The organism is Pseudomonas extremaustralis (assembly GCF_900102035.1).
Classification (GTDB): Bacteria; Pseudomonadota; Gammaproteobacteria; order Pseudomonadales; family Pseudomonadaceae; genus Aquipseudomonas; species Aquipseudomonas extremaustralis.
In genome coordinates, this window is the sequence record NZ_LT629689.1 from 2,008,735 (window position 1) to 2,028,614 (window position 19,880).

18 protein-coding genes are annotated in these 19,880 nt (G+C 61.2%); 10 read left to right on the forward strand and 8 right to left on the reverse strand.

The genetic code is table 11. The features are described from left to right. The first annotated feature begins 17 nt into the window (after positions 1-17). Entirely contained in the window at positions 18-1,742 is a 1,725-nt protein-coding gene (poxB, locus tag BLR63_RS09350) for a ubiquinone-dependent pyruvate dehydrogenase (RefSeq protein WP_010564761.1), read from the forward strand. A 38-nt stretch (positions 1,743-1,780) separates the two neighbouring features. On the opposite strand, the gene BLR63_RS09355 is transcribed toward poxB, so the two are convergent. Next, on the reverse strand, positions 1,781-2,338 hold the full coding sequence (locus tag BLR63_RS09355) for an NADPH-dependent FMN reductase (protein WP_010564762.1): 558 nt from the start codon (positions 2,336-2,338) through the stop codon (positions 1,781-1,783). A 228-nt stretch (positions 2,339-2,566) separates the two neighbouring features. On the opposite strand from BLR63_RS09355, the gene BLR63_RS09360 reads away from it, so the two are divergent. After that, the gene (locus BLR63_RS09360; RefSeq protein WP_027606489.1) at positions 2,567-2,803 is read left to right on the forward strand and encodes a hypothetical protein; all 237 of its coding nucleotides are present in this window, start codon (positions 2,567-2,569) and stop codon (positions 2,801-2,803) included. A gap of 63 nt (positions 2,804-2,866) precedes the next feature. On the opposite strand, the gene BLR63_RS09365 is transcribed toward BLR63_RS09360, so the two are convergent. Together BLR63_RS09365 and gspG are read right to left on the reverse strand one after the other, a co-directional pair. After that, on the reverse strand, positions 2,867-3,211 hold the full coding sequence (locus tag BLR63_RS09365; RefSeq protein WP_010564764.1) for a hypothetical protein: 345 nt from the start codon (positions 3,209-3,211) through the stop codon (positions 2,867-2,869). Between the two features lie 111 nt (positions 3,212-3,322). Continuing rightward, the gene (gene gspG / locus BLR63_RS09370; RefSeq protein WP_042946781.1) at positions 3,323-3,769 is read right to left on the reverse strand and encodes a type II secretion system major pseudopilin GspG; all 447 of its coding nucleotides are present in this window, start codon (positions 3,767-3,769) and stop codon (positions 3,323-3,325) included. 156 nt (positions 3,770-3,925) lie between these two features. On the opposite strand from gspG, the gene BLR63_RS09375 reads away from it, so the two are divergent. Further along, positions 3,926-4,813, forward strand: a complete 888-nt coding sequence (locus BLR63_RS09375) for a LysR family transcriptional regulator (RefSeq protein WP_010564766.1) — start codon at positions 3,926-3,928, stop codon at positions 4,811-4,813. Positions 4,814-4,830: 17 nt separating this feature from the next. Here BLR63_RS09375 and BLR63_RS09380 read toward each other — a convergent pair whose 3' ends face one another. From BLR63_RS09380 to BLR63_RS09400, 5 genes are all read right to left on the reverse strand, one after another. Continuing rightward, positions 4,831-5,400 carry a GNAT family N-acetyltransferase gene (locus BLR63_RS09380; protein WP_042946790.1) on the reverse strand — a complete coding sequence of 190 codons (570 nt, stop codon included), beginning with the start codon at positions 5,398-5,400 and terminating at the stop codon, positions 4,831-4,833. A 23-nt stretch (positions 5,401-5,423) separates the two neighbouring features. After that, positions 5,424-7,679 (reverse strand): Orn/Lys/Arg family decarboxylase, encoded by a 2,256-nt coding sequence (locus BLR63_RS09385; protein ID WP_010564768.1) that lies wholly within the window; start codon positions 7,677-7,679, stop codon positions 5,424-5,426. A gap of 89 nt (positions 7,680-7,768) precedes the next feature. Further along, a complete protein-coding gene (gene dnaQ / locus BLR63_RS09390; RefSeq protein ID WP_162830764.1) occupies positions 7,769-8,509 on the reverse strand; it encodes a DNA polymerase III subunit epsilon in 741 nt (246 codons plus the stop codon). Between the two features lie 70 nt (positions 8,510-8,579). Continuing rightward, the gene (gene rnhA / locus BLR63_RS09395) at positions 8,580-9,032 is read right to left on the reverse strand and encodes a ribonuclease HI (protein ID WP_003173571.1); all 453 of its coding nucleotides are present in this window, start codon (positions 9,030-9,032) and stop codon (positions 8,580-8,582) included. An 86-nt stretch (positions 9,033-9,118) separates the two neighbouring features. Further along, on the reverse strand, positions 9,119-9,877 hold the full coding sequence (locus BLR63_RS09400) for a class I SAM-dependent methyltransferase (RefSeq protein WP_010564770.1): 759 nt from the start codon (positions 9,875-9,877) through the stop codon (positions 9,119-9,121). Between the two features lie 65 nt (positions 9,878-9,942). Between BLR63_RS09400 and gloB the strand changes: the two genes are divergently transcribed. The 7 genes from gloB (at position 9,943) to BLR63_RS09435 (ending at position 19,810) form a co-directional block, all read left to right on the forward strand. Then, entirely contained in the window at positions 9,943-10,710 is a 768-nt protein-coding gene (gene gloB, locus BLR63_RS09405; protein WP_083365944.1) for a hydroxyacylglutathione hydrolase, read from the forward strand. A 98-nt stretch (positions 10,711-10,808) separates the two neighbouring features. Further along, a complete protein-coding gene (locus BLR63_RS09410; protein ID WP_010564772.1) occupies positions 10,809-12,221 on the forward strand; it encodes a lytic transglycosylase domain-containing protein in 1,413 nt (470 codons plus the stop codon). A gap of 211 nt (positions 12,222-12,432) precedes the next feature. Then, positions 12,433-14,262: an extracellular solute-binding protein gene (locus BLR63_RS09415; protein WP_010564773.1), complete on the forward strand. Its 1,830-nt coding sequence runs from the start codon at positions 12,433-12,435 to the stop codon at positions 14,260-14,262. Further along, the gene (locus tag BLR63_RS09420) at positions 14,259-16,097 is read left to right on the forward strand and encodes an extracellular solute-binding protein (protein WP_010564774.1); all 1,839 of its coding nucleotides are present in this window, start codon (positions 14,259-14,261) and stop codon (positions 16,095-16,097) included. Before BLR63_RS09415 ends, BLR63_RS09420 begins: the two co-directional genes overlap by 4 nt. Continuing rightward, entirely contained in the window at positions 16,098-17,174 is a 1,077-nt protein-coding gene (locus BLR63_RS09425; protein WP_010564775.1) for a microcin C ABC transporter permease YejB, read from the forward strand. A gap of 1 nt (position 17,175) precedes the next feature. Continuing rightward, positions 17,176-18,195 carry an ABC transporter permease gene (locus BLR63_RS09430; protein WP_010564776.1) on the forward strand — a complete coding sequence of 340 codons (1,020 nt, stop codon included), beginning with the start codon at positions 17,176-17,178 and terminating at the stop codon, positions 18,193-18,195. A 1-nt stretch (position 18,196) separates the two neighbouring features. Then, entirely contained in the window at positions 18,197-19,810 is a 1,614-nt protein-coding gene (locus BLR63_RS09435; protein WP_010564777.1) for an ABC transporter ATP-binding protein, read from the forward strand. The last annotated feature ends 70 nt before the right edge of the window (positions 19,811-19,880 follow it).

The following is a 19,880-nucleotide window of genomic DNA, read 5'->3' on the forward strand; positions in this document are numbered from 1 at the left end:
GACGATTGGAGTTCTTCATGGCGAAAATCAACCTGGCCCAGCAATTGGCGACCACCCTTGAACAGGCGGGCATCAAGCGTATCTGGGGCCTGACCGGCGACAGCCTCAACGGCCTCACCGATGCCCTGCGCACCATGGACAGCATCGAATGGATGCACGTGCGTCACGAAGAGGTGGCCGCCTTCGCCGCCGGTGCCGAGGCCGCCGCCACTGGAGAATTGACGGTGTGCGCCGGCAGTTGCGGGCCGGGCAACCTGCATTTGATCAATGGGCTGTTCGACTGCCATCGCAACCATGTGCCGGTGCTGGCGATTGCCGCACAGATTCCATCGTCCGAGATCGGCCTGAACTACTTCCAGGAAACCCATCCCCAGGAGTTGTTCAAGGAGTGCAGCCACTTTATCGAACTGGTGACCAACCCCGAGCAGATGCCTCAGGTGCTACACCGCGCCATGCGCTCGGCAATCCTCAATCGCGGCGTGGCAGTGGTGGTGATTCCAGGGGATGTGTCGCTGCTGGAGGTCGAAGACTCCCTCAAGCCCTGGCCGGTCCTGCACGCGCCGCGCACCTTGCCGGCGGAACAGGACCTGCTGCGTCTCACCGAGATGCTCGACGGCAGCCGGAAAGTCACCCTGCTGTGCGGCAGTGGCTGCGCCGGCGCCCACGATCAAGTGGTCGCCCTCGCCGATGCCCTGGGTGCGCCGGTAGTGCACGCCCTGCGCGGCAAGGAGCATGTGGAATGGGACAACCCGTTCGATGTGGGCATGACCGGACTAATCGGCTTCAGTTCCGGTTATCACGCCATGCTCGACTGCGACACATTGATCATGCTCGGCACCGACTTCCCGTACCGCCAGTTCTATCCCACTGACGCGAAGATCATCCAGGTCGATCGCAACCCCCAGGCACTGGGCCGGCGCGCCACACTGGACCTGGGTATCGCCGCCGATGTCAGCGAAACCATCGACGCGCTGCTGCCACGCCTGACACGCAAGACCGATCGCAGCTTCCTGGACACCTCGTTGAAACACTATGAAAAAGCCCGCCAAGGCCTGGATGACCTGGCGCAACCGTCGAAGGCCAACCGCCCGATCCATCCGCAATACGTAGCGCGCCTACTCAGTGAACTGGCCGATGACGATGCGATCTTCACCGCCGACGTGGGCTCGCCGACCGTGTGGGCCGCTCGTTACCTGAAGATGAATGGCCGGCGCCGCCTGATCGGTTCGTTCAACCACGGCTCCATGGCCAACGCAATGCCCCAGGCCATCGGCGCGCAAGCGGCATTCCCTGACAGGCAGGTGATTTCGATGTCCGGCGACGGTGGTTTCACCATGTTGATGGGGGATTTCATTTCGTTGGCGCAGTTGAACTTGCCAGTCAAAGTCATCGTGTTCGATAACGCATCCCTGGGTTTCGTCGCCATGGAAATGAAGGCAGCGGGCTACCTGGAGGCCGGCACCGAGCTGAAAAACCCGGACTTCGCGGCCATGTCCAACGCCATGGGCATTCTAGGCATTCGCGTGGAGCAGTCCGAAGACTTGGAACCGGCCCTGCGCCGCGCCCTGGCCCATAACGGCCCGGTGTTGGTGGATGTGGTCACAGCGACCCAGGAACTGGTGATGCCGCCGAGCATCAAGCTGGAACAGGCCAAGGGGTTCAGCCTGTATATGCTCAAGGCGGTGATGAGCGGGCGTGGCGATGAGGTGATCGAACTGGCGCGAACCAACTGGCTCCGATAACCCCACGATAGGAGCCGGCCTGCCGGCTCCCACATGGATCAGGCTGACTGTTTTTCAACCCATTGGCCGTAGGCGGTGATGAAGGCCTGCAGGAACGGCTTGGTTTTTTCCGAGACCTTGCCGGACTCGTCGAACGCACTGCCCGCGCCACCCAGGTAGGCTTCCGGCTGCTGCATGCACGGCACATTGAGGAACACCAGGGACTGGCGCAGGTGATGGTTGGCGCCAAAACCGCCAATCGCACCCGGCGACACGCTGATGATCGCCCCTGGCTTGCCGCTCCAGGCGCTCTGCCCATATGGGCGCGAACCCACGTCAATCGCGTTCTTCAACGGGGCCGGCACGGAACGGTTGTATTCCGGGGTCACGAACAGCACCGCGTCGGATGAACTCACCTGCTGACGGAAAGTACTGTAGGCTGCCGGCGGTGCCGCACCGTCGATGTCTTCGTTGTAGAGCGGCAAATCGCCGATTTCCACAATATTCAACTTCAGGTTGGCAGGGGCCAGTTCGGCCAATGCCTGCGCGACCTTGCGGTTGATCGAGTCTTTTCTCAAGCTGCCAACCAGGACGGCAATCGTGTAGACCTTGCTCATTAGGGTTTCCCGACGTCTGACTAAAGGAACTTGTAGTTATAGAGCCTTCGCGGCGTGTTCACCAGAAGGTTTTGATAATCCTCCAAGCGTTTGTCCCGCACCTCAAAGCGTAGGACGCGTCTGAAAATCATCAGCGAATAGTATTTTTTTTCCATAGGTAAACTACCCCTGTTTATGACGGTCTACAGAACCGCAAATCGAGTGTTTATCTCCAGAGGTTCTAAACAGATGGCAGCAGTACTAGTCGGACAGTTCCATGCCAGAGACGCTGAAGGGCGTGTCTATTCGGTGCATGAGTTCCAGGAATCCAACCCGGCGCAAGGCGACCTGGCTGGCTCGGCACCTACCACCACCTACAAGCTGGCCATTGGCGACCGCGTAGAAAAGCTGGAGGGCGATGAATTCAAACTGATTCAGTCAGGCACCATCATCGTCCGTGAATCGCAGACCACACTCGCTTCATAAGCTTGATCCCCCGAACGTACCTGCTCAGCCCTGGCCAATGACGGCATTGACTGGGCCGGGCGATCACGGGCCGCGAATCTCCGTCACTTCAAGTGCTTGCTCGCCATCCATCTGCTTGAGCATCACCATCAACCTCCCCCGCTCGCCCTCCACCGCATAGATCAAACGTTTGTAACCCGGCGAGTTGTAAGCGGGGTATGCCACCATCTGCCTGACCAGCGTCATGCTCACCACCGTGCCCACCTGCTCGGCCACCCGCTCCTGGGAACGGATGAATGCCTCGATGGCGAGGTCTTGCGCGCTGGTTTCGTCGTGATCACTCAAGAGATAAGCGGCCAAGCAGCCCACGGTCACCAGGACCAGCAGTTGCTTGGCCGTTACCCCGAGGATTGTCGAGGGTAAAGACATATGAGACCGGACCTGTTTTTGTTGTTTTTGTTGTATGTGCCGGTAACCGGCATTGGTCGTTGATGATCAGAGGAGCCATTCTAATCAGGTCTTTGGGTAATGCCAGATGAATCAGAGATCGCCGTAGGCAATATCCTTGTTATCGCCGACACCGCCCAACGTCCGATCCTTGCCGAACGAAAACAGGTCGAACGGGGTCTGCGGCTGGGTAGGCGGGTAATGATACTGGTAGGCAATGCCCCAGGGATCGCTCAGCAGGTTCTCATCGACGTAAGGCCCTTTCCATTTCGCTTCGGCGGCGGGCCGCTTGACGAGTACGTCCAAACCTTCCTCATCCGTCGGGTAGCGGCCGATGTCTTGATGAAACCGTTCGACGGCGCTGCCCAGCTCGGCCACCTGGGCCTTGGCCGTGGCAATCTCCTTCAGGGTGATATCACCAAACAGCCGCGGCCCCACCGCCAGGGCCAGCAAGCCAACGATGACCATCACCATCAGCACCGCCCACCGCGTAAATCCTAGCTGGTCATGCATGTTGCCGGCGCCAGTTCGTCCAGGCATTGTCAGTCTCCCCGTGTCTCTCAATTGATACGCTCGTTATATGACCCGTTCGTTGCAGCAGCGCGCAAGGCTCACGTTAGTCTGCCGCGAATCAACGCACGAGCTCTTTTTTCCCCGGCCATTGAATCCCCGCCCTGCTGACCCTAGACTCCGGCGATGCGTTTACGTCATATCGAAGTGATTCAGGCCATCTTGCAGACCGGACACCTCGGCACGGCCGCCGAATGGTTGCAACTTCCCGTGGGCGATGTAGAGGCGGCCCTCAAGGACGCCGAGCAGCAATTGGGCTTCATGCTGTTTGCCAGTGTTCGCGGACGCCTGCAAGCGACGCGCGAGACCCTGGAGCTGCAAGCCGAGATCGCCCATGTGTACGAAGCGCTGGAACCGGTGCAACGCCTGGCCAGCCGATTGAGACACCATCACGCCCCGACCCTGCGGGCGCTGTGCACCCCGCCCCTGGCCAATCAACTGCTGCCACAGAGCATCGCGGTATTGCGCCGACGCTTCCAGGACACACCGTGCAACCTGTCGAGCCAGCCGACGCGGGAAATCGTCAGGAGCCTGCTGCTGCATGAGGCGGATGTCGGCCTGAGCCTGCATGACCCTGAACACGCGCAAATCCAGAGCAGCGTGCTGGCCCAGGGCAAACTGCAACTGCTGGCGCCCCACGGCTGGCTCAAGCCCAAGCAGAAGTACATTACGCTGCAGGACCTGGCCGGCCAGTCGATGATCGGGCTCGAAGGACAAGACCCGCTCAGCCGCCTGCTGGACGCCAAGCTGCAGGCCCTGCGCCCACTGCCGGTGGTGCAGACGCGGGTGCAGACCTATCAGATGATGCGCAGCATGGTGGAGGCCGGAGAAGGCTTGGCGATTGTCGACCCGTTTACCGCGTCCGGCGCGCGCGAGGCCGGGCTGGATGCGTGCCCGGTGTCGCCGCCGATGATGGTCAGCCTGTATGCGCTGACGCTCAAGGGCGGCGTCGCTTCACCGGCACTGAATGCGTTGCTGGAAATCGTCACGCAGAAAGCCGAAGGACTGATGTAGAAACTCGCGCCTGCGGGTCAGATCGACTCGAGTTCGGTCTTGAATAACCGATACCAGAAAATCGCCACTTCACGGGTCTGCGGATCAATGCCGCGATAACGCAGGTGATCGATTCCGCCCATCACATAGCCGCAACGCTCATACAGACGGCACGCCCCCAGGTTGTTGTTCTGGGTTTCCAGCATCATGCCCGGCAGGTTTTTCTTGCGACTCCAGAACTGCGCCACATCCAGCAAGGCCTTGGCCACCCCGTGTCGGCGGGCGGGCAATGCCACCGCCAGCTCGTCGACGTGGGCAAAACCGTTCCAGTTGGTACTGACCACGATATGCCCGACCGGACGATCGTCCAGGTAGGCCATGAAAATCGCGCTGTCCGCTGCATCGCGAAAACTGGCGAACTCTTCAGGGTCGATGCCATAGCATTTGCGGTACGGCAGGATGCGTTCCAGCGGCCATTGGTCGACGCGCTTGCCCATTTCCGGCACACCATAGGCGCCGACCTCAAAACTGAAATCATTGCCCCACACGTAGGCATCGAAGCCTTCGTCGGCGACTCGCACACTGAGCCCTGGATACTTCGGGTTCATCACAGCTTGCTGCATAAACATCCTTATTCCTTGATGCAGTCGACGGTGTAACAACGACCACTGCCGTCGTCTTCGTGTTGCAATCCATGAACATCCGCGACAAATCCGGGGAAACTGCTATCGAAGGTCCGGGCAAATGCCAGGTAATCGATGATCGATCGCGTCGATTCGGTAAAGCGCTCGCCCGGCATGATCAGCGGAATACCGGGCGGATAAGGCACCAGCATCACGGCTGCGATGCGCCCTGGCAAGGCGTCGATGGAAACGGCCTCCACTTCACCCCTGACCAACTGATCGTAGGCGTCGGCAGGCTTCATCGCGATGTGCGGCAAAACCGTGTACATCCGCTTGAGGTGTTTGGCGGTGGCGTTGCTACGGTAACAGCTATGCAATTGATCGCACAGGTCGCGTAAACCCAGGCCCTGGTAGCGCTGCGGACCTTGGGCGAATACCGATGGCAGGCAACTGGCCAGGCTGATATTGGCGTCGTAGCTGCGCTTGAACTCCAGTAACTCGGTGAGCAAGGTACTCCATTTGCCTTTGGTGATTCCCATGGAAAACAGGACGAGGAAGGAGTACAGCCCGGTCTTCTCCACCACCAGCCCACGTTCCCAAAGGAATTTACTCACCACTGCTGCGGGAATCCCACGCTCGCTCAAGGCGCCGCCGGCATTGAGGCCAGGCATGACCAACGTCACTTTGATCGGGTCCAACAGCACATAGTCGTCGGCTACGTCACCAAAACCGTGCCAGTCATCCTGCGGTTGCAGCAGCCAGTCAGCCGTGGCGACCCGGTCGATGCCAGCCACCGAAGGCGGTTGCCAGATGGAGAACCACCAGTCTTCGGCGGCAATGTGCTGGCGCAGGTTGGCCAAGGCACGACGAAAGCTCAAGGCCTCATCGAACATTTCCTGCAGCAGCGAGCGCCCGGCCGGGCCTTCCATCATCGCCGAAGCCACGTCCAGCGAAGCGATGATGCTGTATTGCGGCGAGGTGGAGATATGCATCATGAACGCTTCGTTGAAGCGGTCACGGTCCAGTTGGCGGGCGCCACCGTCCTGCACATGAATCATCGAGGCCTGGCTGAAGGCCGCCAGCAGCTTGTGGGTGGAATGGGTGGTGAACACCAGCGGGCTGTCCGGGGTTCGCGAGGTGCCCATGCCGTATCGCCCGGCGAAGAACTCGTGGAACGCCGCATAGGCGTACCAGGCTTCGTCAAAGTGCAGCACCTCGACACTGTTGCCCAGTTGCTGCTTGATGAGTTCGGCGTTGTAGCACAGGCCGTCATAGGTTGAGTTGGTGACCACTGCCAGCTTCACTTTTGGCGGCCGGCCACGGGTCAGCGGGCTGGCGTCGATCTTGGCGCGGATCGACTCGGGGCTGAACTCGCTCAGGGGAATCGGGCCGATGATCCCCAGTTCGTTGCGCTCCGGGCACAGGTATAGGGGGATGGCGCCAGTCATGATGATCGAGTGCAGCACCGACTTGTGGCAGTTGCGGTCCACTAGCACCAGGTCATCGCGCCCCACCATCGAGTGCCAGACGATCTTGTTGGCGGTGGACGTGCCATTGATCACAAAGAAGGTATGGTCGGCGCCAAAGTTACGCGCGGCACGGGCTTCGGCTTCGGCCAAGGGGCCGGTGTGGTCCAGCAGCGAACCCAGTTCAGGTACCGAGACCGACAGGTCAGAGCGCAGGGTGTTTTCCCCGAAGAACTGATGAAACGCCTGCCCCACCGGGCTTTTACGGTAGGCCACGCCGCCGCCGTGGCCGGGGGTGTGCCAGGAATAATTGGAGTCGGCAGTGTGCTGCACCAGGGCTTTGAAGAACGGCGGCAACAGGCCGTCCAGGTAAGTGCGGGCCGCCCGGGCCACTTGGCGGGCGAGAAACGCCACAGTGTCTTCGAACAAGTAAAGGATGCCGCGCAACTGGTTGAGTTCGCTCATGGCATCGGCCGGCGCGTTTTCCAGGGTGACTTGCTCGCCCAGAGCAAAGATCGGCAGGTTCGGCGCCCTCACCCGCGCCAGGCGGATCAGTTCGACCATGTTTTGCAGCAAGTGGGTATTTTCGCCGGCGCCTTCTGCGGCGATCAGCATGCATGCCAGGCCATGATGGGTGGAGGCCACCAGCCGGCCTTCGGCATAGTCCACTGCACAGAAGATACTGAAGCCATCTTGTTCCAGTTCCTGGGCGATGCCTCGGACCCGGTCACCGGCGACGGTGTCGGCCTTGATGTCGCGGTGCACGATCAGGATGGGGAACTTCAGGTCTTTGTACATGAGGGCTCGGCGTCCTGAGGGCTATGCACTCAGGGTAGAAGCTGTGAGCGGTTGTGGCGAATGAAGATTTTGAGCGCATTCAGCCTGGGCTATTGCTGGGTCAGTTGGGTCCACAACGCCGGCGCACCGGCGGACTTGGCAATCGCTTCCAGTCGCGCTGCATGTTCGGCCAGGTCCTGCTCGCTGGCGCGGATGATGGGGGTCGGCTTGCGATCCGCCGGTAGGCGACGGATCTCCGAAGGGCGGTTGCCCGAACCTTCTGCCGAACCGGCACCGTCGGAAGCGTTACCGGCCAGGGACAGGCTGGTCTGCCCGCCGGTCATGGTCAGGTAAACGTCGGCGAGAATCTCGGAGTCGAGCAAGGCGCCGTGGAGTTCACGACCGGAGTTGTCGACCCCATAACGCTTGCACAATGCATCAAGGCTGTTGCGCTGGCCGGGGTGACGTTCCCTGGCCATCATCAAGGTGTCGAGGATCGTGCAGTGCTGGGAAATGTCCGCGCGATCGGTCTGCCCCATCAGGGCGAATTCGTTGTTGATGAAGCCGATGTCGAACGCCGCGTTATGGATGATCAACTGGGCGCCGTTGATGAACTCGAAGAACTCGTCGGCCACTTCGGCGAAGCGCGGCTTGCCCTTGAGGAATTCGTCGGTGATACCGTGGACGCCGATGGCGCCTTCGTCACTGTCGCGGTCCGGTTGCAGGTAGACGTGGAAGTGACGACCGGTGAGGCGCCGACCCATGAGTTCGACACAGCCGATTTCAATGATCCGGTGGCCGTCGGTCACCGGCATGCCGGTGGTTTCGGTATCGAGTACAACAGATCGGATGGCCATCAGGGTTCAGCTCTCAACGGTGTGGTGTATTTCCAGGGGCGCGATATTAACACGTCAGTCGGGATCAGCTCTGCTTGTAGCCACGCACTTCGTCCACGCCACGGTTGGCCAGTTGGTCGGCGCGCTCGTTACCTGGGTGGCCGATGTGCCCGCGCACCCATTTCCAAGTGATGTCGTGGCGATTGCATTGCTCGTCGAGCAATTGCCACAGGTCGGCATTTTTCACCGGTTCCTTGGCCGCAGTCTTCCAGCCACGTTTCTTCCAGTTGACCATCCACTCATTGATGCCTTTCATCACGTATTGCGAGTCGGTGACCAGCAGCACGTTGCAACGGCGCTTGAGCTCTTCCAGGCCGCGAATAGCGCCCATCAGCTCCATGCGGTTGTTGGTGGTATTGGCTTCGCCGCCCCACAACTCCTTCTCCACGCCCTTGCACACCAGCAACGCGCCCCAGCCGCCTGGGCCCGGATTGCCCTTGCAGGCGCCATCGGTGAAGAGTTCTACGCTATCGGTCATCGGTTACATCCATCAAAACGGGCTGCCGGTAATTGACCGACAGTATCCCGAGGCCAAGAGACCTGGCCTGAAATCAAAAGGGGAGTCTACGTCTCGCTTTGCTTGCGATTGACCTTGGCCATCGGCATCGGCACCAGCTTGCCCATGGGTTGGCGCAGCACCTGGCGTACCGGCCGCAGCCCGACCACGATCTTGCGCGCCACCAGTAAATAGAAGCCGCCGCCGGACAACTGCCAGGCACCCGCGCGGCGTTCCCAGCCGGCCAGGCGGCCCTGCCACTTGGTCGACGCAAGCGGCGGACGATAGCACCCGAAGCGACGTTTCTCCAGCGCGAAGCCCAGCAGGTTCAACCAGTCGCCTACCCGCGACGGCGAGATGCAGCGCGCCTGGCGCAAGCCGTCATGGGCGAACACATGGCGCAAGCCCCAACTGCTCCAGGGGTTGATGCCGATAATCAGCAGATGACCACCGGGGCGCACACTGCTCGCCGCTTCGCGCAACAAGCCATGAGGCGACAGGCAGAAATCCAGGCCATGCTGCAACACCACCACATCGGCGGCGTGCTCGCTCAACGGCCACGCCTGTTCCTCGCACACGATCTCCACCCCCGGCAACGGCGCACCCAGCCGCACGTTGCGCTGCACCTGGGGCGCGGCGGGTGGCGTCTGGGCCGACGGGCCGTAATGCACCAGGTAGCCACCGAAGAACCGGCCCAGCTCGTCTTCGAGCATGCGTCGTTCCTCGTCCAGCAAAAATTGCCCGATCGGCCCGGACAGCCACTCGCGGGCTGCGCTGATCAGGGCCAGCCATTCAGGATCGGCCTGGGCGAACGCTTTATCAGTCATTGCATTCTCCAACTCGCCTAGACGTTCTAAGATGCACCAATGTGTTCAGCTTGGCGAATCGAAGAATGATACAGATCAGTGCCCTGCCCGCCTTCACGGATAACTACATCTGGTTGTTGCGTGAACCCCAGACCCGCCGCTGCGCTGTGGTCGACCCCGGCGATGCCGCGCCCGTACTGGCGTGGCTCGAGCGGAATCCGGAATGGACCCTCAGCGACATTATGGTCACCCATCACCACCATGATCACGTGGGCGGTGTCGAGCGACTCAAAAGTCTAACGGGGGCCAAGGTCTACGGGCCGGCCAACGAAAATATCCCGGCGCGGGACGTCGCCCTGCAGGATAACGATCGTATCCACGTACTGGGCTGGGATTTCGACGTGTATGCCGTGCCGGGTCATACCCTGGGGCACATCGCGTTCTATCACCCCGGTGTGTTGCTATGTGGCGACACCCTGTTCGCCGCCGGTTGCGGTCGCCTGTTCGAAGGCACCCCGCAACAGATGCACGCCTCGCTCGAACGCCTGGCTGCGCTGCCTGCCGACACCCTGGTGTACTGCACCCACGAATACACCCAAAGCAACCTCGCGTTTGCCCAGGCGGTGGAACCGCACAACACCGATATCGCCGAACGGGTGGAAAACGTCCGCCAGCTGCGCGCCCGCGGCGAGATGACGCAGCCATCCAATCTGGCCCTGGAAAAACGCACCAATCCCTTTTTGCGCACCGCTGAAACATCCGTTAAACAAAAAGCGGACGAACGGAACGGTCGCGACAACCGCTCTGGGGCCGAAGTGTTTGCTAGCTTGAGGGCTTGGAAAGATAAGTTCTAAAGGGACGCAATCTGATACGCAATTTCTGAATGGTTGACCGGAACCACGGCGCTTTCTAGAATCGCCCGACATTTTTGCCCGGAACTTACTTCCAGCCAATGTCGTCACCTACTCGTAAATCCAACCATTCAGACGCATTGACCCGCCTGGCTCAAGCGGTGGCGGTGGCTGTGTCCGCGACTCTGGCGGGCTGCCAATCGACAAATTTCGCTGCACAATCCACCGTGCAGCCAAAACCCAATCTTGCCGCCAAGATCAAGCAGAAACCTATCTGGCTCTCAGGGAAGCCAAGCCCGGAAGCGCCCCAGGATGTCTGGGAACGCATGCGACGGGGCTTCCAATTGCAGGACGGCCTGGGCGTCAACCCGCGTATCGAGCAACAGCGCCTATGGTTCGCCAGCAACCCGTCCTTTCTGGAGAGTGCCGGTGAACGTGGCAGTCTCTACATCCATTACATCGTCGAACGCCTTGAAGAACGCAACATGCCCCTGGAGCTGGCGCTGCTGCCAGTGATTGAAAGTGCCTACAACCCGATGGCCTATTCGCGCAGCGACGCGGTCGGCTTGTGGCAGTTCATTCCTTCCACCGGGCGCTACTTCAACCTGCGCCAGACCCGCGCCTACGACGGCCGCCGCGATATCACCGCCTCCACCACCGCCGCCCTGGACTATCTGACCCGTCTGCACGATATGTTCAACGGCGACTGGTTGCTGGCCCTCGCCGCCTACAACGCCGGCGAAGGCACGGTCAGCCGGGCCATCGAGCGCAACGAGAAGCTCGGCCTGCCCACCGACTACTGGAACCTGCCGCTGCCCCAGGAAACCAAGGACTATGTACCCAAGTTCCTGGCGCTGTCCCAGGTGGTGCTGGCCCCCGAGGCCTACGGCGTCAACCTGAACCCGATTGCCAACGCACCGTACTTCGAGGTGGTTGAAGTCAAGCAAAGCATGGACCTGTCACGGGTTGCCGCGCTGGCCGAAATCGACGAAGACGAACTGTTCCAGCTCAACCCGGCGCTCAAGCAACGCACCACCCTGGACGGCCCGCAACACCTGCTGGTCCCGAGTTCCAAGGCGCAACTGCTCACCAGCAGCCTTTCGGCGATGAAGCCTGAAGAACTGCTGGCACTGCGCCCGAAAAAGCCGGTGTTCGACGAAGTCGAGACCACAAGGGTCGCCGGGCGCACCCGCAGTTACAAGGTGCGCAACGGCGACAACCTGACAATGATCGCCAAGGCCAACAAGGTCGATGTGCATGACCTGCAACGCTGGAACAAGCTCAACGGCCAGGCACTCAAGGTGGGCCAGACCCTGGTGATGCAGGACACCCGCCGCGCCGTGGCCCAGGCCAGCAGCAAGAAGCCGGTGCACTATAAGGTCCAGAAAGGTGACTCGCTGTATATGGTTGCCAAGCGCTTCAATGTGGAGATGCAACATCTCAAGCGCTGGAACCCGCGCACCGGCCAGGCCTTGAAGCCGGGTCAACTGCTAGTGGTTTCCGGGCCGCGCTGATACCTCAATAACACCGGAGCGCCAATTGTGAGAGGGGGCTTGCTCCCGATGGCTATGCATCAGTCGGTACATAAACTTGCTGACACACAGCCATCGAGAGCAAGCCCCCTCCCCCATGGGATCACCATCATCCCAACTGGCTTTTTCCAAGTGGAACAAGCTGTTACTGTACCGATCATAAAGCCCAAGCCGCCTGGATCGGATCTCTGACTTGAAGCGTCCCCTCCTTCTACTAATAAGTCTGGCCTTGAGCTTTGGTGCGAACGCGACGATTACCGAGAGCCACGGTTATGCGCAGTTCGGCACGCTCAAGTACCCGGCCAAATTCACCCACTTCGATTGGGTAAACCCTGCCGCGCCGAAAGGCGGGACGATGCGGGTCATGGCATTTGGCACGTTCGATACGCTCAACCCTTATACCTTCAAGGGCTCCAGCCCGGTCTCCACCCCCAACTTCCTGCAATACGGCGTCAATGAGCTGAACGAGCCCTTGATGGTGGGCACCGGCCTGTATGCGCCGTCCGGCGACGAACCCACCTCAAGCTATGGCCTGATTGCCCAGTCGGTGGAATACAGCGAGGATCGCAGCTGGGTGGTGTTCAACCTGCGCCCCGAAGCACGCTTCCACGATGGCAAGCCGATCACTGCGTATGACGTGGCGTTTTCCTATCGCACCCTGCTGACCGAAGGCCACCCGCAATACCGCACCAACCTGCAGGAAGTGGCGCGGGTGGATATCCTCAACCGTCATCGCATCCGCTTTGTGTTCAAGCGCGCCGGCAACCCGCTGCTCATTCTGCGCCTGGGCGAGTTGCCGGTGCTGCCCCAGCATTACTGGAAAAACCGCGACTTCAAGGCCACCACCTTCGAGCCGCCGCTGGGCAGTGGCCCCTACCGGATTAGCAAGGTCGTCCCCGGCCGCCAGTTGGTGTTCGAACGGGTCAAGGATTACTGGGGCAAGGACCTGCCGGTCAACCAGGGTTTCTATAACTACGACAACGTCGAAGTGGAGTTTTACCGCGACAGCGACGTGGCCTTCGAAGCCTTCAAGGCCGGCGAGTTCGATATCTATATCGAGCACCAGGCCAAGAACTGGGCCAATGGCTACAACTTCCCGGCGGTCAACCGTGGCGACGTGATCAAGGCGCAGATCGCCCACCAGATCCCGACCCAGAGTCAGGGCCTGTTCATGAACACCCGGCGGCCGACCTTCAGCCAGACCAAGGTGCGCGAGGCCCTGGGGCTGATGTTCGACTTCGAGTGGACCAACCGTACCCTGTTCAGCAGTGCCTACAAGCGCACCTTGAGCTACTACCCCAACAGCGAATTCTCCGCGACCGGCCTGCCGGTGGGCCACGAATGGCTGATGCTCTCGCCCTACCGCGACCAGTTGCCCGCCAACCTGTTCACACAAGCCTTCAGCCTGCCCCAGACCGACGGCCGCGGCATCCCCCGCGAGACCCTGCGCCATGCCCTGGCGCTGCTCGGCGAAGCCGGCTGGAAGCTCTCCGGTCAACGCCTGCTCAACAAGGACGGGCAACCGCTGCGCTTCGAGATCCTGCTGGTCAATCCGAACCTGGAGCGCATCCTGCAGCCCTATGTCGAGAACCTGATCAGCATCGGCATCGACGCACGCCTGCGTACCGTCGACCGCGCGCAATACAAGCAGCGCCTGGATCAGTTCGACTTCGACATGATCCTCATGACCCTCAACCAGACCCTAAGCCCCGGCCTCGAACAGTGGCAGTACTTCCACTCCAGCCAGGCCGCGATCAAGGGCAGCAAAAACTACGCCGGCATCGCCAACCCCATCGTCGATCACCTGCTGGAACATCTGCTGGCGGCGCAGACCCGCGAAGAACAACTGGCCGCCGGCCGCGCCCTGGACCGGGTGCTGCTGTGGCAGCACTACAGCATTCCCAACTGGTACCTCAACTATCATCGCCTGGCGTACCGTAACCGGTTCGCCTTCGTCACCACGCCGCCCTACAGCCTGGGCCTGAGCGCATGGTGGCTGAAAGCTTCGGAGAAAGCCCAATGATGTCTCTGCGCAACGCACTGCTTGGCAGCCTGTTGCTGTGCACTGCGGCCCACGCCGCCCCGCAACATGCGCTGACGCTCTACAACGAACCACCGAAATACCCCACAGGCTTCAAGCACTTCGACTACGTCAACCCGAACGCCCCCAAAGGCGGCACCTTTCGCGAATCGAGCATGGGCGGCTTCGACAGCCTCAACCCGTTTATCAGCAAGGGCGTGCCGGCCGACAATATCAACCTGATCTACGACACCCTGGCCATGCAAAGCCTGGATGAACCGATCACCGAATACGGCCTGGTCGCCGGCCAGATCGAAAAGGCCCCGGACAACAGCTGGGTGCGCTTCTACTTGCGCCCCGAAGCGCGCTTCCATGACGGCCATCCGATCCGCGCCGAAGACGTGGTGTTCACTTTCCAGACCTTGCTCAAGGAAGGCTCGCCGATCTACCGCACCTACTACGCCGACGTCGACGAAGTGGTGGCCGAAGACCCGCTGCGGGTGCTGTTCAAATTCAAGCGCACCAATAACCGCGAACTGCCACTGATCCTCGGGCAATTGCCGGTGCTGCCCAAGCACTGGTGGGCCACGCGGGACTTTGCCAGGGGCAACCTGGAAGTGCCGTTGGGCAGCGGGCCGTACAAGGTCGCCGAGGTCAAGGCCGGGCGCATGATCCGCTACGAGCGGGTCAAGGACTACTGGGCCAAGGACCTGCCCGTGGCCAAGGGTTTCTACAATTTCGATTACCGCATCACCGACTATTACCGCGACAACACCGTGGCCCTGGAAGCACTGAAGGCCGGGCAGTTCGATTACTGGCTGGAGATCAGCGCGAAAAACTGGGCCAACGCCTACAACATTCCGGCGGTGACCCAAGGCCGCTTGATCAAGGAAGAAATCCCCAACGGCAACCCCACCGGCATGCAGGGTTTCGTGTTCAACACGCGCAAGCCGATGTTCCAGGATGTGCGGGTGCGCAAGGCCATCAGCCTGTTGCTGGATTTCGAATGGAGCAACAAGCAGCTGTTCAACGGCGCATATACCCGCAGCCGCAGTTTCTTTGAAAACTCGGAAATGGCCGCCACCGGCCTGCCCAGCCCCGCCGAGTTGGAGATCCTCGAGCCGCTGCGCGACAAGATCCCGGCCGAAGTCTTCACCCAGGCGTTCGAGCCGGCGAAAACCGATGGCAGCGGCATGATCCGCAGCCAGCAGCGCGAGGCCTACCAACTGCTGCAGGAGGCCGGCTGGCGGATCGTCGATGACAAGATGGTCGACACCACCGGCAAACCGGTGACCATCGAGTTCCTGCTGGCCCAGACTGAATTCGAACGCGTGCTGCTGCCCTTCAAGCGCAACCTGGCCGACCTGGGCATCGACCTGGTGATTCGCCGGGTCGACGTTTCGCAGTACATCAACCGTGTGCGCTCGCGGGATTTCGACATGGTGGTGGGCAGCTTCCCGCAATCCACTTCGCCGGGTAACGAGCAACGTGAGTTCTGGAAGTCCACCAGCGCCGACAAACCCGGCAGCCGCAACTACATGGGGCTCAAGGACCCGGCCATCGACCAACTGGTGGAAGAACTGATCGACGCCGACTCGCGTAAAAGCCTGGTGGCCCATGCCAAGGCCCTCGACCGTGTGCTGCAGTTCGGCTATTACGTGATCCCCAACTGGCACATCAAGACCTACCGCGTGGCCTACTGGGACCATCTCGGCCACCCGAAAGTCCCACCGCGCTACGACGTCGGCACCGCCACCTGGTGGGCCAAGCCCGACGCCAAGCCGGCGGTCACCCTGGACCCAACCGAGACCGCCGATCCGGCGAGCGGAGGCGATTGAATGCTGGCCTATATTGTTCGCCGTCTGTTACTGATCATCCCCACGCTGTTCGGGATCCTGCTGATCAACTTCGTCATCATCCAGGCCGCCCCCGGTGGCCCGGTCGAGCAGATGATCGCCAAGCTCGAAGGTTTTGAAGGCGCTACCAGCCGCATCGCCGGCGGCGGGGCCGAAGTCTCGGTGGCCGGTTCCAGCAGCTACCGTGGCGCCCAGGGCCTGGACCCGGCGCTGATCAAGGAAATCGAAAAGATGTACGGCTTCGACAAGTCGGCGCCGGAACGCCTGTGGATCATGGTGAAGAACTACGCCACGCTGGATTTTGGCGACAGCTTCTTCCGCGATGCCAAGGTCATCGACCTGATCAAGGAAAAAATGCCGGTGTCCATTTCCCTCGGGCTGTGGAGCACGCTGATCATGTACCTGGTGTCGATCCCGCTGGGGATCGCCAAGGCCACCCGGCATGGCAGCCATTTCGACGTGTGGACCAGTTCGTTAATCATCGTCGGCTATGCGATCCCGGCGTTTCTGTTTGCGATTCTGCTGATCGTGCTGTTTGCCGGCGGCAGTTATTTCGACTGGTTCCCCTTGCGCGGGCTCACCTCCAACAACTTCGACGAGTTGAGCTGGGGCGGCAAGATCACCGACTACTTCTGGCACCTGGCGCTGCCCATCACCGCCCTGGTGATCGGTAACTTTGCAACCATGACCCTGCTGACCAAGAACAGCTTTCTCGACGAGATCAACAAACAGTACGTGGTCACCGCCAAGGCCAAGGGCCTGACCAACCACCGCGTGCTCTACGGCCATGTGTTCCGCAACGCCATGCTGCTGGTGATCGCCGGTTTCCCCTCGGCATTCATCGGGATTTTCTTCACCGGCTCCTTGCTGGTAGAGGTGATCTTCTCCCTCGACGGCCTGGGCCTGATGAGCTTTGAAGCGGCGATCAACCGTGACTACCCGGTGGTGTTCGGCACGCTGTTTATCTTCACCCTGCTGGGGCTGATCGTGAAACTGATCGGCGACCTCACCTACACCCTGGTCGATCCGCGCATCGACTTCGCCAGCCGGGAGCATTGAGATGAACCTGTCCCCCCTCAATCGCCGCCGGTTCGAGCGGTTCAAGGCCAACAAGCGTGGCTGGTGGTCGCTGTGGCTGTTCCTGATCCTGTTCGGCCTGAGCCTGGGTGCCGAGTTGATCGCCAACGACAAACCGCTGGCGGTGCATTACGACGGCGACTGGTATTTCCCGGCGCTCAAACGCTATCCGGAGACTACCTTTGGCGGCGAATTCCCCCTGGAAGCCAACTACAAGAGCCCGTATATCCAGGAACTGCTCAAGGCCAAGGACGCCTGGACGTTGTGGGCGCCGATCCCGTTCAGTTACCAGAGCATCAACTACGACCTGCGGGTACCGGCCCCCGCGCCGCCGTCTTCGGCCAACCTGTTGGGCACCGATGACCAGGGCCGCGATGTATTGGCCCGGGTGATCTACGGTTTTCGCGTGTCGGTGCTGTTTGCCCTGACCCTGACCGTGCTCAGCTCGATCATTGGCGTGATCGCCGGTGCGTTGCAGGGTTTCTACGGCGGCTGGGTCGACCTCGCCGGGCAGCGCTTCCTGGAGATCTGGTCGGGGTTGCCGGTCCTGTACCTGTTGATCATCCTCGCCAGTTTCGTGCAGCCCAACTTCTGGTGGCTGCTGGGGATCATGCTGTTGTTTTCGTGGATGAGCCTGGTGGATGTGGTGCGCGCCGAGTTCCTGCGCGGGCGCAACCTGGAGTATGTGCGCGCGGCCCGGGCATTGGGCATGCAGAACGGCGCGATCATGTTTCGCCACATCCTGCCCAACGCCATGGTGTCGACCATGACCTTCATGCCGTTCATTCTGACCGGCGCCATCGGCACCCTGACGGCCCTGGACTTCCTCGGCTTCGGCCTGCCGGCCGGCTCGCCGTCCCTGGGTGAACTGGTAGCCCAGGGCAAATCCAACCTGCAGGCGCCGTGGCTGGGCATGAGCGCGTTTGCGGTGCTGGCGATCATGTTGAGCCTGCTGGTGTTTATCGGCGAGTCCGCTCGCGATGCCTTCGACCCGAGGAAATGAGATGAATCAGGACAATCTGATCGAAGTCCGCGACCTCTGCGTCGAGTTCGTCACCGGCGAGCATCATCATCGCGTGGTGAACAACGTCAGCTTCGATATCAAGCGCGGCGAAACCCTGGCCCTGGTCGGCGAAAGCGGCTCCGGCAAATCGGTGACCGCCCACTCGATCCTGCGCCTGCTGCCCTACCCCTTGGCGCGGCACCCTGCCGGCACCATCGTGTATTCCGGGCAAGACCTGCTGACCCTGAAAGAAAAAACCATCCGCCACATTCGCGGCAACCGCATTGCGATGATCTTCCAGGAACCAATGACCTCGTTGAACCCGCTGCACTCCATCGAGAAGCAGATCAACGAAGTGCTCGGCCTGCACAAAGGCCTGACCGGCAAAGTCGCCACCCAACGCACCCTGGAATTGCTCGAACTGGTGGGCATCCCCGAACCGCGCAAGCGCCTCAAGGCCCTGCCCCACGAGCTGTCCGGCGGCCAGCGCCAGCGGGTGATGATCGCCATGGCCCTGGCCAACGAGCCGGAGCTGCTGATCGCCGACGAGCCGACCACGGCCCTCGACGTCACCGTGCAGTTGAAGATCCTCGAATTGCTCAAGGAGTTGCAGGCGCGGCTGGGCATGGCCTTGCTGCTGATCAGCCATGACTTGAACCTGGTACGGCGCATCGCCCACCGGGTCTGTGTGATGCAACAGGGCTGCATCGTCGAGCAGGCCGAGTGCGAAACGCTGTTCCAGTCGCCCCAGCACCCGTACACCCAGGAACTGCTGGCCGCCGAACCCAGCGGCGGGCCGGCCACCAACGAAGTCGGCCCACCGCTGCTGGAGGTCGACGACCTCAAGGTGTGGTTCCCGATCAAGAAAGGCTTTTTGCGCAACACCGTCGATTACGTCAAAGCGGTGGATGGCATCAACTTCAGCCTGCCGCAAGGCCAAACCTTGGGGATCGTCGGCGAAAGCGGCTCGGGCAAATCCACCCTGGGCCTGGCAATCCTGCGTTTGATCGCCAGCAAAGGCGGGATTCGCTTCGAAGGCCAACAACTGGACAAGCTGACCCAGCAGCAGGTGCGCCCGCTGCGCCGGGAAATGCAGGTGGTCTTCCAGGACCCGTTCGGCAGCCTGAGCCCGCGCATGTGTGTCAGCGAGATCGTCGGCGAAGGCCTGCGCATCCACAAGATGGGCACGCCGGCCGAGCAGGAAGCGGCGATTATCGCCGCGCTCAAGGAAGTCGGCCTCGACCCGCAATCGCGCCACCGCTACCCCCACGAGTTCTCCGGTGGCCAGCGCCAGCGCATCGCCATCGCCCGTGCCCTGGTGCTCAAGCCACGCCTGATTCTGCTGGACGAACCCACCTCGGCGCTGGACCGCACGGTACAACGCCAGGTCGTGGAACTGCTACGCACCCTGCAGGCCAAGTACAACCTGACCTACCTGTTCATCAGCCATGACCTGGCGGTGGTGAAGGCGCTGAGTCACCAGTTGATGGTGGTCAAGCATGGGCAGGTGGTGGAACAGGGCGATGCGCCGGCGATTTTCGCCGACCCGCAGCATGCGTATACCCGCCAGTTGCTGGAGGCCGCGTTCCTGATGCCGACGGACAGCGTCCTCTAGGCGCGCCGCCGTGGCTGATACAAGCCACGGCATTGCCGGAAACGCCTGCTACTGAAGCCGCGTCGCCAAA

Bases quoted from the DNA above. Each gene is read 5' to 3' on its own strand.
- gloB (WP_083365944.1), top strand. From the start codon at position 9,943: ATGATACAGATCAGTGCCCTGCCCGCCTTCACGGATAACTACATCTGG.
- BLR63_RS09425 (WP_010564775.1), top strand. From the start codon at position 16,098: ATGCTGGCCTATATTGTTCGCCGTCTGTTACTGATCATCCCCACGCTG.
- BLR63_RS09385 (WP_010564768.1), bottom strand. From the start codon at position 7,679: ATGTACAAAGACCTGAAGTTCCCCATCCTGATCGTGCACCGCGACATC.
- BLR63_RS09375 (WP_010564766.1), top strand. From the start codon at position 3,926: ATGCGTTTACGTCATATCGAAGTGATTCAGGCCATCTTGCAGACCGGA.
- BLR63_RS09365 (WP_010564764.1), bottom strand. From the start codon at position 3,211: ATGTCTTTACCCTCGACAATCCTCGGGGTAACGGCCAAGCAACTGCTG.
- BLR63_RS09380 (WP_042946790.1), bottom strand. From the start codon at position 5,400: ATGAACCCGAAGTATCCAGGGCTCAGTGTGCGAGTCGCCGACGAAGGC.
- BLR63_RS09355 (WP_010564762.1), bottom strand. From the start codon at position 2,338: ATGAGCAAGGTCTACACGATTGCCGTCCTGGTTGGCAGCTTGAGAAAA.
- BLR63_RS09410 (WP_010564772.1), top strand. From the start codon at position 10,809: ATGTCGTCACCTACTCGTAAATCCAACCATTCAGACGCATTGACCCGC.
- BLR63_RS09430 (WP_010564776.1), top strand. From the start codon at position 17,176: ATGAACCTGTCCCCCCTCAATCGCCGCCGGTTCGAGCGGTTCAAGGCC.
- BLR63_RS09360 (WP_027606489.1), top strand. From the start codon at position 2,567: ATGGCAGCAGTACTAGTCGGACAGTTCCATGCCAGAGACGCTGAAGGG.
- BLR63_RS09420 (WP_010564774.1), top strand. From the start codon at position 14,259: ATGATGTCTCTGCGCAACGCACTGCTTGGCAGCCTGTTGCTGTGCACT.
- BLR63_RS09400 (WP_010564770.1), bottom strand. From the start codon at position 9,877: ATGACTGATAAAGCGTTCGCCCAGGCCGATCCTGAATGGCTGGCCCTG.
- BLR63_RS09435 (WP_010564777.1), top strand. From the start codon at position 18,197: ATGAATCAGGACAATCTGATCGAAGTCCGCGACCTCTGCGTCGAGTTC.
- rnhA (WP_003173571.1), bottom strand. From the start codon at position 9,032: ATGACCGATAGCGTAGAACTCTTCACCGATGGCGCCTGCAAGGGCAAT.
- poxB (WP_010564761.1), top strand. From the start codon at position 18: ATGGCGAAAATCAACCTGGCCCAGCAATTGGCGACCACCCTTGAACAG.
- gspG (WP_042946781.1), bottom strand. From the start codon at position 3,769: ATGCCTGGACGAACTGGCGCCGGCAACATGCATGACCAGCTAGGATTT.